This window comes from Dyella humi, from assembly GCF_044904605.1.
Lineage (GTDB): Bacteria > Pseudomonadota > Gammaproteobacteria > Xanthomonadales > Rhodanobacteraceae > Dyella_B > Dyella_B humi.
Window position 1 is genome coordinate 1,322,513 of record NZ_JADIKI010000022.1, and the last position, 12,163, is coordinate 1,334,675.

A 12,163-nucleotide genomic window follows, 5' to 3' on the forward strand; every position below is an offset into this window, starting at 1 on the left:
GCGCGCAAACGTCAAAGAAGCGTGACGATCCGTATCTACGCTTCTCACCAAAGCACAACATGAACTGCCGCTTTCGAGGCATAGCGGCAGGGCCATGACTTGCGACGGTGTTGCGGCTATCGTCCGCTCACGCAATATCTTGCGCAGCCTGGAGACGGAGTACCAATGAGCGTGATCGGCAGGGTTTTACTGAGTGGGGCGGCCACGGTGGCCATCGGTTTCTCTTTATTGGCAGTCACCGCGCCATTGCGCGCGCAGCAATATGGGCCGGGGCCGGGTGGCGTGTATTGCGCAAGCAATGACAACCGCTTCGCTCGCTGCCAAGTGCCCTGGCGCGATGCGGAACTGGTGCAGCAGTCGTCCAAGACGCGCTGCATTCGCGACCAGACGTGGGGCTTCGATCGTCAAGGCATCTGGGTGGATCGCGGTTGCCGCGGACAGTTCGCGCCGGCGCGCGGCGGCTGGCCACCGTATGGCGGCCCAGGTCCGCAACGCCCGCCTCAACAGGTGCGAGTGCGCTGCGAAAGCCATGGCAGCAATTATCAGCGCTGCCCTGTGGAACTGCGTCGCGATGATTCGGTACGCCTCGTCAACCGGCTTTCCAGCGCGGACTGCCGCGAAGGGCGCAGCTGGGGCTGGACACGCGACGGCATCTGGGTAGATCGCGGCTGCCGTGCGGATTTCGTGGTGGAACGTCGTTACTGATCGCAATTGCAACGTCTACGATTGAAAGGAGTTCATCATGCGTCGTTATGTTTTTTTCGCTTTGTTGCTGGTGAGTGTTACTGCCCACGCCATGGCTTCGCTGCGCGTGGGCGACAAGGTGCTGTCGATCGGCGACAGCGCGGCACGGGTGCAGGAATTGCTAGGTCCGCCGGCAGTGCGCAACTATCTGCATAAGCAGGACGGCAGCCTGGCGAACGATCAGGTTTCGCGCGCGGAGCAGTGGCAGTACGTGCAGGACGGGAAAACCGTGATCATCACCATCGTCGATGGCAAGGCCACCGACTTCGAAACGCAGCCTAATTGATCGATCTATCCCGCTCCTCGGCGGCATAGGTATCTACACATTTCTTGTCAGGCTCAAACTGCCCCGTCGTCATTCCGGCGAAGGCCAGAATCCAGTTTCAACAAGCCGTGCGAAGCACTCAAAAGCAGCTTTTGTGTCCTTCGGACGCATATTTGAACTGGATTCCGGCCTTCGCCGGAATGACGACGGGGCAAGATGAGGTTTTACTCCAGGATGTGTACATACCCCAGCTAGAGAGGGTGTCCATCTTCAAGCCACGTTCTTTGCCTTCGCCAACTGCTGCCGAATCGGCAAGCTCCGAATGCGCTGTCCGGTTGCCGCGAAAATCGCATTGGTCAACGCCGGCGCAATCGGCGGCAGGCCCGGTTCGCCGACGCCGCCGAGCGGTAGCGAATGATCATCGGCTGCAACCATGTGCACGTGGATTTCGCGCGGCGCTTCATTCAAGCGCAGCACCAAAAAATCGTTGAAGTTGGATTGCTGCGCGCGGCCGTTCTTGAAGCTGATTTCGCCGTGCAGTGCCAAGCCGACGCCCATGATCACCGCACCTTCCAACTGCGAGCGCACGCGTTCCGGATTCACCTGCGGGCCGCAATCGATGGCGATGTCCACGCGTGGAATGCTCAGCTTGCCATCGGAGCCAACTTCTACCTGGCACACTGCGGCGGTGTAAGTGACGAAACTGCGATGCGCTGCCAGTCCCAGTCCGCTGCCCTTCGGCAGTTGACGGCCCCAGCCAGCGGCGGTGGTGACGGTTTCGATCACACGCTTGAGCCGCCGGGTATCGATCGGATAAAGCGCCGGGTCTTCCCCGTAGTTGGTGAAGCCCACCTTTGCCGTCGGCTGGAATTGGCGGTCCGGACCGATCAGTTCGAGCAGGTAATCGCGGTGATCGCGTCCGGACGCGTGCGCCAGTTCAGCGACAAAGCTTTGCACACCAAAGGTATGCGGGATGTTGTACACGGAGCGGAACCAGCCGATGCGTGTATGCGCTTCCACCGCCGGGTTTTCGATGCGCACGTTGGCGATGGCGAACGGCAGATCGATCACGCCCTGGTTCAATTCGCCGGGCTGCTCGTGCTCGATGCCGGGCTTGAAGGTCGATTGGATGGACGGCGCGGCGGTGCGATGCAGCCAGCCGGCAACCTTGCCGGAACCATCCAGCGCCGCTTCGAAATGTTCGGCCGACACGGCGTGGAAGTAGTCGTTGACGATGTCGTCCTCGCGCGTCCATAGCACCTTGACCGGCTTACCGACGGCTTTGGAAAGCAGTGCTGCTTCCACCACGTAATCCGGCTTGGATTTGCGCCCGAAACCGCCGCCGAGCAAAGTGACATTCACCGTGATGTTGGCATCCGGGATACCCAGCACCTTGACCAGTTCGTTGCGGATTTCCTGCGGCGCCTGCGTGCACGCCCACACTTCGCACTTGTTGTCCGCGAAGTTCGCGACCGCGCAAGGTGGCTCCATGGTGGCGTGGGCGAGGTGCGGAATGTAGTAATCCGCGGTGACGCGCCTGGCCGCACTGCTCAAGGCCTGATCGATATTGCCGTCGTTGCGGGCCACTTGGCCTGGCTTGCGATTGGCCGCTTCCAGTTGCGCGCGATAGGCGACCGAGTCGTAGTTTGCATTCGGTCCGCTGGCCCACTTGATGTTCAATTGCTCGCGCGCTTTCATCGCGATCCAGCTGTTTTCGGCGATCACCGCTACGCCTCCTAAAGGCTGGAAACCGGAAGGCGGTGGCGTAGAGTCGAGTGCAAGCACTTTCACTACGCCGGGCATTTTCTGCGCGGCGCTGCCGTCGAACGAAGCAACCTTGTCGCCATACACCGGCGGACGCGCGATCACCGCATAGAGCATGCCGTCCAGACGCGTGTCGATGCCGTAGTGCGCGCGGCCGGTGACGATATCGAGACCATCGATCAGCCCGGTCTTGCCTTTACCGATGTAGCGAAATTCTTCCGGCGATTTCAGCGCCAGCGTGTTCGGATCGGGTGCGGGCAGGGCGGCGGCTTTGGTGGCGAGTTCGCCGAAGCCGAGCTTGCGCCCGCTCTTGGTGTCGACCACTTCATGGATGCCCGCCTTGACCTGGCGCACGTCCACGCCCCAGTGCGCGGCGGCGGCTTGTTCCAGCATCACGCGCGCGGCCGCACCGGCACGGCGCAATGCGGCGAAACTCTGACGTAGGCTGCGCGAGCCGTCGGTGTCCTGGTTGCCGTAGCGCAGCTCATCGCCCGGCGCCTGTCGCACCTTTACGCGCGACCAGTCGGCGCCGAGTTCGTCCGCCACCACCAGGGCCACGCTAGTGCGCACGCCCTGGCCCATTTCCGAACGAATGCATACCACGGTCACGGTGCCGTCCGGCGCAATCTCCACGAACAAGTGCGGATCGTCGCGCAAGCCATGCTCCGTGCCTTCGCCGCCGTATTTCTTCTTCGGCGGTGCAACGGGCTTGTCCGCGGCAAGCGCCAGCGAGGGCAGGCCGAAAGCCAATAGCAGACTGCCGGCGCCGAAGCCGAGCACAAAGGCGCGGCGGCTTTCGTTGCAGATGTGCAGGCTGTCATTTTTCATGCCGCACCGCCTTCGCCCGCCGCGAGCTTGATCGCCGCGCGAATGCGCGTGTACGTGCCGCAACGGCAAAGATTGCCAGACATGGCCGCTTCAATGTCCGCATCGCTAGGCTGCGGCTTGCTCTTCAACAACGACGCAGCCTGCATGATCTGGCCCGCCTGGCAGTAGCCGCATTGCGCCACGTTCAGCTCCATCCACGCGCGCTGCACCGGATGGCTGCCATCCGGCGATAACCCTTCGATGGTAGTGACCTGCTTGCCTGCCGCCGCCATCACCGGCGTGACGCAAGAACGCACCGCCGTGCCATCCAGATGCACCGTGCACGCACCACACAACGCCATGCCGCAGCCGAACTTGGTGCCGGTGTAGCCGAGCGTGTCGCGCAGATACCAGAGCAGGGGCATGTCGGGCGGACCGTCGAAGGGGTGTTCGCGTCCGTTGATGGTCAACGTGAGCATGGCGAACCTCGTGAGGTTTTGGGGCGGGGAGGCGTTCAATGTACCGCGAAGCGTGAAGCTGAGGGCACGATACTGCGCGTGCATGCGGGTGCGGAATGCCGGGCTGCGGCAAATTTTTGCCTGATCCTGCGAGTATGGCGATGAAGCTTATTGAGGATTACGCAATCCAGGCATTCTATGACTTGCCGAAATCTTGCCCGCCGTCGCGGCTTTCGCTCATTAGCTGTCTGGGAGAAATGCGTGCAACCGAAATAATACGCGGCAGCTTGATCGCGAAGTTTAAATTTCCCTGGAAACCTAACATCACCGAATACGTCGTCCCGGCGAAAGTCGGGGCGACGAGCATTTGGGCATTTCGGCAAGTCGAGCAGAATTGTCCCGGACAGTCGGAGAACTTTCGCCGAGGCGCTCTACAAAAGCGAAGCTGGTCAATGAAGGTGAGGGAGATAGATGGATCAGCGAAAGCGTGAAGCGCCCTTGCTCGCGAACGCCACCGCATCATGCGGATGCAAGCTTTCCTGATGCTCAACCCGCACGTGAAAGTCTGCAATGCTGTCGTCAGCATCCAACGCGTGATAGATACGCCGCGCTGCATCCTCGCAAAACATTAGGTTCTCGCCGTTTGCCAGCGCGAACGCTTGTTCGTCTTCGCGTTTGACTGCTGTTTGCACCGGTGTGCCGAGCGCAGCTTCCGCGCGATCGAGCAAGTCGATGAGGTTCAGCGGAGCGCCTTCGATAAAACGAACGCACAGCTGTGCCACGCTGCGCTGCGCATGCGGCGTGGCGACGATGCCGGCTTCGCTGCCTAGCCACGCCAGAACGGAAGCGTGTTCCAGTGGCTTGTCGGTTGAGAAGTCCTTGGCGAACTGCTGCTGGATCAATTGACGCGACAGCGCGGCCGAAGCAGGGCAGGTGGAGGAGTAGACGACTTCCGTACCGAGCTCCAATTGGAAACCTGCGGAATCCAGGCTGGCTTCGATCGTCACCGGATAGCTGCGCCAGCCGCTGTTGCCGCTACGCAGGGCATTTCGACGCACGAGGTGGTCGAAGCGGATGCGGATGCGTGCGCGGTCGGCCAGGTCGTGGTGTGAATCGAGGAAGGCGCGTAGCAGCGATGCGAGCATGGGCGCATCGATCGCGCGGCTGCCGAGGTATTTGTCGACCAGCAGATACAGGCGCGACATATGGATGCCGCGCTGATCCTGTCGTGTGAGATTGACGAAGGCGCCGACCTTGGCGCTGGCACGCCGCAAGGTACCGTCGCCTGCGTCGAACAGGATCGGTATGTCGATGTGTTCCATGCCCACCCAGTCCAGCGTGGTGTCCAGGTGCGGCTGCGGATGTTTCGCGACGTCGGGCATCAGGCCCACGGCGGTGTTGATGTTTTTCACAAAGGCATCATCAAGGCGTGGTGTGGTTCGCGTTGCGCAAGGCGGATACAGCAGCTGCGGCATTCACTTGCAGCATGCCGTTGGACATCTTGCTGTTTTGTAGCAGCAGATCGTGCGCCGCATGCGCGTCTAACTTCGGTGTAACGGACAGCAATAAAGCGAGGATGCCGCTTACATGTGCGGCCGCCATGGACGATCCGGAGGTAAAGTCGTAGCCGCCGCCTGGCTGTGTAGTGAGGATGTCGGTGCCTGGTGCGCTCAATACACCGACTGGTGCGGGCGAACGGCCGCTCACGCGAACGACGATGACACCGGGCGCGTTGTCGGGAAAGCCATCGAGATTTCCGCTGGGCGGCAAGGCTGCCACCACGATGCGGCCCTGGCTGAGCAATTGCGCGAGCAGCTTATCGAGCAGGGGATCGGCTGGCCCGCCCAGGCTCAGGTTCACGATGCGCGCATCCGTGTCGATGATGGCAGCCAGCGCCTTGGCCAGCGTGAACGAATTGCAGTGCGCGCCGGCATTTTTCTCTGGCGTGTACCAGCAAGCTTTGTAGACGCTGAGTATGGACTTGGGTGCGATACCGACGATCCCTTGATGATTGTCGGCGTCCGCGGCAATCACGCCGGCCACTTCGGTGCCGTGGTGATCGTGATCGAAGGCCTTGGCATCGCCATCGACCATGTCGTGCGTGTCGTGGATGCGCCCTTGCAGATCGGGGTGTGTCAGGTCGGCGCCGGTATCGACCACCGCCACGTGCACGCCTTCGCCCTGGCTGAGCTTTTGCGCAAGCGCGGCATCGGTTTCCACGAAGCCACGTTGCAGGTCGACATAAGGGTCGTTGTAATGATGCGTATCCGCGGAAACGTTCGCGTACACCGCGTAATCCTGCAGCGGCTGCACAAGCTGCACGCGCTCGTCCTTGGCGAGCGTCTTGAGCAAGGCATCGCGATCCGCGCCCGGCGGCGCTTCCACCACCACGCAATACACGCCCAGCGCCTTGATCGGCCAGCCGGCGAGTTCGTGCAGGCCGTAATGCTGTTTGAGTTCGTTCAACGCGGAAGCGGCGCGCTGGCCGGCGCCGTAATAGCCCGACGGTGCGTAGCCCAGCAAACTGGAACCGGCGTGCATCGCAGGCGGTTCGATCGGATTGGTCACCGCCAGCACGATGTCACGCCGCGCGTCCATGGAGGAGGCGAGTGCATGGCTGGCATCGGCTTGAGCCTTCACGGAATCTGCAGTGGACGCATGCGCGGCTACGCACAAACATGCCAGGACGGCGGCGAGCATCCTGGCGCCATAGCCCATCGTGTATCTCATGGCGTGTCGGTCACCGGCTCCGCCAGGCGAACGCCTCGTGCGGCACGCAGTTGCTGCAAGGTGTTTGGCGCTTTCGATGCGGAAGCAGCAGGCGCGACGGTGTAGGCGCCGACGTCATTGGGGCCGCCCACTACTTGCAGTTGCAGCGAGTGCAGCAACGCGTTCCAGTCGGCCAGCGTCATGCTTGCATCGGGCACCACGCGGATGGCGCCTTGCGCCATGGGTGCAACCGTTTCCTGGCTCAGCGTGCGATAAGCGGGATGCTCGTTTGCAGACCATATTTTCAGCCCCAGCGAGCCGATGCCGATGGCCTGAATCAGCACCGCCGCGGCGAGGGCGCGCGTGAGCCAGACGCTCGAGCGCGCGCGCACGGTTTCTTCCTGCGGTACGGGTGCATCGAGACGACCGAGCAGGCGCTGCAAGCCGGCTTCGGCATCCAGCTTCACTTCCGTCGGCAGCGACATCGCCCGCTTCAGGCGGTTCTGCTGAGCGAATTCCGTGCGGCATGCCGCGCAATGCGCCAGGTGATGCGTCAGCCATTCGCTTTGCTCCGGCGTGGCGCTTTGTTGCAGTACCCACGGCATCATTTCCCACGCGCGCGGGCAATCCTGGCTGGAGTAGGTAGGTAGTGTTGTCATGGGGCTTGCTCTTTCGCAGTAGGCGAGCGTTCGGCCAAACCGGGCAGTACATTGCGCAGCTTCACGCGCGCATGGAACAACCGTGCTTTTACCGTACCCACCGGGCATTGCATGATGGTGGCGACATCGTCCAACGTGTGGCCCTCGCCGTAGACCAGTTCGATCACTACGCGCTGGTCCGCCGACAGCCGTTGCAGACCCTTGCCGAGCCAGTCGCGCAATTCGCGGTCTTCCTCCGGATCGGTGGCGGGTATACGGTCTTCCGGAATGTTGCTGTCTTCGACCGGTTCTTCGCCATGCTGGCGCAGCGCTTTGAGCCCGCAGCGGTAGGCGATGCCCATGATCCAGGTGGACACGCGCGAGTCGCCGCGGAAGTCGCCGGCTTTCTGCCAGGCGATCCAGAAGCAATCGTTGATCACTTCCTCGATGACGTCGGCGCGTCGGGTCAGTCGCGACAGGAAGCGACACAGGCGGCCATGGTAGCTGCGATACAGCGTAGCTAGCGCGGCGCGGTCGCCGGTCGCCATACGCTGCAGCAGCAGGCGGTCGGTAGCATCGGTTTGGGATTCGGCGTCGGTCATGGGTTTCGATGGCGTCAGTTGACGACATAAGTGCTGTTTCAGCGCCGAAAGGTTGTCCTGAGTCTCAGAAGGCCCAGGCGATGGTGGCCACCCAGGGTGCGGCAGCGCCGCCTAGCCGCCGGATGCCCGGGTCGGTGAAAACCCGGTCCAGTTCCACCCGCCACGAGCCATAGGCCCAGCTTACGCCCAAGTGGCCATAGCCGTAGTACGAGGGTGCGCGTAGGTGGACATAGCCATAGCCCTGGACATAGCTGCTGTAGCCGTACGTCCAGGCGCCGCCCTCCATCCGGGCGTTCAACGGCTGGGTCACGCCCAGGCCGGCGGAAAAAGCGAAGTTTTGCGGTAGCGGCCAGTGGAAATCCACGTCTGCTGCACCGCGTGGCTGATGGTCATTGCCGTGGGTGAGGGTGATGGCCGACAGCCCGAAGCTCAGCACGTCCCGGTACATCCAGTTCACGCCGGTCTCGACCCGGTCGAAGGCGCGCGCACCGCCATTGCCGGGGTAGGTGTAGTAGACGACGCCGGCCTGCATGCGCCAGTCATTGGAAAGCGACCAGTAGTGAGCGAGCTGGGCCATGGCTTCGGAGCCATGGCCCGGCGAGCGCGTTTGGGTCGCTGCGGACATGCCCAGCGACCAGCCGGAGGCGGTGGTCCAGGCGACATTGCCCTGCAGGATCGGCGTAACCGGAGAAAGTGCCAGACCACGGTCGACCAATTGCGAACTCAGTGCCACCGCACCGCTGAAGCTGTTCGATTGAGCATGCACAGGCACAACAAAGATCGCCGTCGACAAGACAGCGAGGGTGATGCGACGCAGTCTGGACGGGAAGGCGTGCTGCATCACCGGCTTATAGTCGATCCCTCTGGACAAGGGAATGTCTTCAGTGAAGAGTCCCTAGGTAAGTAAGGAGATCATCCAGTTGTTTTGCGTCGTCCAGGCCGTCGTATTTCATCTTGGTGCCGGGGTTCGCTTTCTTAGCCGGTTGGGACAAGTAGTCGTGCAGTTTGTCTGGGCTCCAGGTCCAATGCGCCTGCTTGAGCGCATCCGAATAGTTGTAGTCCGGCGCGGTGCCGGCCGGGCGCCCCACGATGCCGAACAAGCTGGGGCCTTTTTTGTTTTTTCCTTGCTTGGGGCTGTGGCACTCGGAGCATTCCGACTTGAACACATCCGCACCCGCCGAAGCATCGCCTGCCCGCGCGAACGGCGAGGCCAGCATCCAGCCGAAGAACAGTCCCGCAATCACCATGACGCGCAAGCAACGGCGCAAAGCTGAATCGATCACTCTTGACTCCTGTTCGGTTTTTTTGAAACGTCACGTCTACCCGTGGCCGTCATTACCGCTTTCGCGGGAATGACGGCGCGGTGAAAGAGAGTTCACGGGGACGCATCAGTATTTCTAGAACGCCACGCTCGCAAAAAGCAGGAACGCGTTGAGATCCTTTGCATTGGTTACCGGACCGCCCTCTGGCACGCCAAACACGTTGGTACTGCTGCCGTTGAACTTGTTGAAGCGGAACCATTCGGCAGCCAGGCGTAAGTTTGCGATGGACGTGAAGGAGTCGTCCTTGCCGAACGGCGTCCAGAACACGGTGAAGGAATTGCTGCTGGTATCGGGCTGGCCATACGGCACAAAGCGCACAATGTCATGCGTGCCGGTGCTGACCATGTGCGAGATGATCACGCCATAGCTCTGCTTGAACGTATAGGTAAGCGTCAGTGTCTGGTCGTGCACTACGCCGTTTGACAGGGCGAAAAGACCTGGCACGGAACCCGCCGGCGTGGTGGCATAGCGGCGGCGTTCCATGATGTTCACGTAAGCAAGCTGCACGATGTTTTCGCGATTGCCCAGGTACTGATACGTCACGTCGTAGCCGAGATCGGTGAGATGCTCGTTCGGACCACTACGCGGCAACTGGCGATTGGTGGTCAGCGCGACCACGCCCACAGAGAAAAACTGACGCTTCATATCCTTCATGTAAGCGAAGCGTGCATAGCCCGTATCGCTGAGCTTGCCCGGATCGCCGGAGATGGAATAACCCAGGTCGTACTGCATGGAGGTCGGCAGCGAGTTATAGGTGCCAAGCTCGCCATACCAATTGTTGTCGTACAGCGCATACACGCTGGCGCCGATCACGCGACGCGACAGCGTGTTAGAGCTGGAGGGATTGAGCAAGGTGCCGGAGACCGTCGGCGGGCCGTTGTCCATGGAAGCAGGCAGCGCGTTGACCGGATCGTCGAAACCCGGATCGTTGTTGACGCTGACGCCAACCAGCGCGTCCTTGCCGCCGAGCTTGAGATCCTTGGCAACATAGCGCAGATCTACATGGCTCAGCTGCGTATTGAACTTGTTCTGGCCGTTGTTGTTGACCTGCACCTTGACGAAGCCGCCCACGTTATCCGACACGCGTCCGGCCAAGTAGATATCGGCTTCACTTAGCAGGTTGCTGCTTTGGCCTTTCGCAGGCACGGTGCGCACGCCGTTGAGCTGTATGGCCGCCGGTATTTTGGTGCCCCGGCCATCGGTATCAGTGTAGCCATTCATCTTGAAGCGCATGCCGTAAGGCGTGAGTCCCGGTCCGTAGGCGCCGGCATGGCAGTCCGCACAGGCATTGCCGGTCTGTCGGGCATACGCCGGAACCGCCTGCGCCGTGGTGCTGGCAAGCAGTGGAAGCGCAGCCAGGCCGTACCACAAATGCAGCTTCCTGGGCCGGCACGGCGTGCGTCGGTGCAGAGAAGTTGACATGAAATCTCCTTGTTTCGATCGGATACGGTGGTGATTCATCGGCGTTTACGGCTTGGCCACATTGCGCGCATCACGTCGTCGCGTACGACGAAGTGGTGCCAGAGCGCCGCCCCGGTGTGCAGCAGAACCAGCGCAAGCAGCAACCACGCCGCATTCACGTGCCACGTCTGCAGCCTGTCGGCGAGATCTTCGTCAGCGTTCACCAGTGCGGGCAGCGTCAGGCCGAACAGATGCACCGGTCTGTCTTGCGCGTTGCTCAGCGCCCAACCGAGCAAGGGCAGGGCGAGCAGCAAGGCGTACAACGCGATATGTGTGAGTGTGGCGACGGCGCGTATGGCTTTTGACATGTTGCCGACGGCAGGAAGCTTGCCCGTACGGAAACGAACCACGACGCGGATGAAGAACAGCATCAGCACGAACAGGCCGAAGTGACGGTGTCCTTCCAGCAGCCATTGCTTCAAGGCGCGACCGCTCACCACCTCATCCCTGAGCAGGATGAGTCCCGCTGCGAAGCAAAGGCACAGCACGGTGAGCCAATGCAATACAACGATCTTTCGCGGGCGTGCTAGCACCGTCTCTTTGGCAGTCGTGCCCAAGTCAGTTGCGGTGCCTGGCGTGAATGCCACGTTATGTAACGTGGACACAGTCTTGCTCTTCGAGACACCTTTGCCAGTCACTGTCATCCTGTCCATCCCCGAAATTTGACCCCGGCCTGCCTCCTGCTGCGCCGTGAGCGAAGAAGACCTTTCGCGGGTGAGTGCGGGGGAATGGGGCAAAAGGTTGCGTGCGGTTTGCAACGGCCTCTCTATACATCTTGAAGCCAAGCCTGGTCTTGCCTCACACAAGAAGCACACACAACCTTTTCCCGACAACCCGGCACTCAATTTCCGTAAGTCATCCTCGGAACCCGGCGGTCGGCCAGAACATGCACATCCAACGAGTCCAGTTGCAGCAGCACGGCGACGATCGCGGCATGCTCATTGCCTTGGAGAAGGATCGCAACGTGTCCTTCGACATCCGGCGCGTGTATTACCTGTTCGCCACCAAGAACGAAGTGCATCGCGGCCAGCATGCGCATCGTCACTTGAACCAGTTGGCGGTGGCGGTGCGCGGTTCGGTCACGTTCTTGCTGGACGACGGCACCGGGCCGGTGGAGGTTGTGCTCGATGACCCATCGCAGGGTTTGCTGTTGGGGGAGATGGTGTGGCGCGAGATGTACGACTTCAGCGAGGACTGCGTGCTGATGGTGCTGGCCGACCAGTTATATGACCCCACTGACTACATCACCAGCTACGACGAATTCCTGCGTGAAGTGCAAAGCCCCCTGTACGGCAGAGAGCTGGCTGCATGCCAAAACGGCTAGTCGTTATCGGCGCGAGAACATTTGCGCAGTTTGTTTGCGACCATCTTCAGTGGCATAGCGATTGTAGCG

Annotated in this window: 13 protein-coding genes; 3 read left to right on the top strand and 10 right to left on the bottom strand. The window is 61.3% G+C overall.

Features of this window, described 5'->3' with window-relative positions:
- Nucleotides 1-165: 165 nt before the first annotated feature.
- Nucleotides 166-705, top strand: coding sequence for a DUF3011 domain-containing protein (locus ISP18_RS10600; protein WP_380010613.1), 540 nt, complete (start codon nt 166-168; stop codon nt 703-705).
- 37 nt (nt 706-742) lie between these two features.
- Complete coding sequence (locus tag ISP18_RS10605) at nt 743-1,030, top strand: DUF2845 domain-containing protein (RefSeq protein ID WP_380010616.1); 288 nt, start codon at nt 743-745, stop codon at nt 1,028-1,030.
- Between the two features lie 249 nt (nt 1,031-1,279).
- Here the strand turns inward: ISP18_RS10605 and ISP18_RS10610 are convergent, their stop codons facing one another.
- From ISP18_RS10610 to ISP18_RS10655, 10 genes are all read right to left on the bottom strand, one after another.
- A complete protein-coding gene (locus ISP18_RS10610; RefSeq protein ID WP_380010619.1) occupies nt 1,280-3,601 on the bottom strand; it encodes a xanthine dehydrogenase family protein molybdopterin-binding subunit in 2,322 nt (773 codons plus the stop codon).
- Nucleotides 3,598-4,059 (bottom strand): (2Fe-2S)-binding protein, encoded by a 462-nt coding sequence (locus ISP18_RS10615; RefSeq protein ID WP_380010622.1) that lies wholly within the window; start codon nt 4,057-4,059, stop codon nt 3,598-3,600. Before ISP18_RS10615 ends, ISP18_RS10610 begins: the two co-directional genes overlap by 4 nt.
- 455 nt (nt 4,060-4,514) lie before the next feature.
- A complete protein-coding gene (folE2, locus tag ISP18_RS10620; RefSeq protein WP_380011038.1) occupies nt 4,515-5,420 on the bottom strand; it encodes a GTP cyclohydrolase FolE2 in 906 nt (301 codons plus the stop codon).
- Nucleotides 5,421-5,460: 40 nt separating this feature from the next.
- Complete coding sequence (locus tag ISP18_RS10625; protein WP_380011041.1) at nt 5,461-6,756, bottom strand: S8 family serine peptidase; 1,296 nt, start codon at nt 6,754-6,756, stop codon at nt 5,461-5,463.
- A gap of 8 nt (nt 6,757-6,764) precedes the next feature.
- A complete protein-coding gene (locus ISP18_RS10630) occupies nt 6,765-7,406 on the bottom strand; it encodes a zf-HC2 domain-containing protein (RefSeq protein WP_380010625.1) in 642 nt (213 codons plus the stop codon).
- On the bottom strand, nt 7,403-7,987 hold the full coding sequence (locus tag ISP18_RS10635; RefSeq protein WP_380010628.1) for an RNA polymerase sigma factor: 585 nt from the start codon (nt 7,985-7,987) through the stop codon (nt 7,403-7,405). Before ISP18_RS10635 ends, ISP18_RS10630 begins: the two co-directional genes overlap by 4 nt.
- 64 nt (nt 7,988-8,051) lie before the next feature.
- Nucleotides 8,052-8,858 carry a TorF family putative porin gene (locus ISP18_RS10640; RefSeq protein WP_380010631.1) on the bottom strand — a complete coding sequence of 269 codons (807 nt, stop codon included), beginning with the start codon at nt 8,856-8,858 and terminating at the stop codon, nt 8,052-8,054.
- 10 nt (nt 8,859-8,868) lie between these two features.
- The gene (locus ISP18_RS10645) at nt 8,869-9,234 is read right to left on the bottom strand and encodes a c-type cytochrome (protein WP_380011044.1); all 366 of its coding nucleotides are present in this window, start codon (nt 9,232-9,234) and stop codon (nt 8,869-8,871) included.
- Between the two features lie 150 nt (nt 9,235-9,384).
- Entirely contained in the window at nt 9,385-10,731 is a 1,347-nt protein-coding gene (locus ISP18_RS10650) for a cytochrome C (RefSeq protein WP_380010634.1), read from the bottom strand.
- Nucleotides 10,732-10,766: 35 nt separating this feature from the next.
- Nucleotides 10,767-11,303, bottom strand: a complete 537-nt coding sequence (locus tag ISP18_RS10655; RefSeq protein WP_380011047.1) for a cytochrome b — start codon at nt 11,301-11,303, stop codon at nt 10,767-10,769.
- A gap of 353 nt (nt 11,304-11,656) precedes the next feature.
- Here ISP18_RS10655 and ISP18_RS10660 point away from each other — a divergent pair, with 353 nt between their 5' ends.
- Entirely contained in the window at nt 11,657-12,094 is a 438-nt protein-coding gene (locus ISP18_RS10660) for a sugar 3,4-ketoisomerase (RefSeq protein WP_380010637.1), read from the top strand.
- Nucleotides 12,095-12,163 lie beyond the last annotated feature (69 nt).

Bases quoted from the DNA above. Each gene is read 5' to 3' on its own strand.
- ISP18_RS10610 (WP_380010619.1), bottom strand. From the start codon at position 3,601: ATGAAAAATGACAGCCTGCACATCTGCAACGAAAGCCGCCGCGCCTTT.
- ISP18_RS10645 (WP_380011044.1), bottom strand. From the start codon at position 9,234: ATGGTGATTGCGGGACTGTTCTTCGGCTGGATGCTGGCCTCGCCGTTC.
- ISP18_RS10630 (WP_380010625.1), bottom strand. From the start codon at position 7,406: ATGACAACACTACCTACCTACTCCAGCCAGGATTGCCCGCGCGCGTGG.
- ISP18_RS10635 (WP_380010628.1), bottom strand. From the start codon at position 7,987: ATGACCGACGCCGAATCCCAAACCGATGCTACCGACCGCCTGCTGCTG.
- ISP18_RS10660 (WP_380010637.1), top strand. From the start codon at position 11,657: ATGCACATCCAACGAGTCCAGTTGCAGCAGCACGGCGACGATCGCGGC.
- ISP18_RS10650 (WP_380010634.1), bottom strand. From the start codon at position 10,731: ATGTCAACTTCTCTGCACCGACGCACGCCGTGCCGGCCCAGGAAGCTG.
- ISP18_RS10625 (WP_380011041.1), bottom strand. From the start codon at position 6,756: ATGGGCTATGGCGCCAGGATGCTCGCCGCCGTCCTGGCATGTTTGTGC.
- ISP18_RS10615 (WP_380010622.1), bottom strand. From the start codon at position 4,059: ATGCTCACGTTGACCATCAACGGACGCGAACACCCCTTCGACGGTCCG.
- ISP18_RS10600 (WP_380010613.1), top strand. From the start codon at position 166: ATGAGCGTGATCGGCAGGGTTTTACTGAGTGGGGCGGCCACGGTGGCC.
- folE2 (WP_380011038.1), bottom strand. From the start codon at position 5,420: ATGCCCGACGTCGCGAAACATCCGCAGCCGCACCTGGACACCACGCTG.
- ISP18_RS10605 (WP_380010616.1), top strand. From the start codon at position 743: ATGCGTCGTTATGTTTTTTTCGCTTTGTTGCTGGTGAGTGTTACTGCC.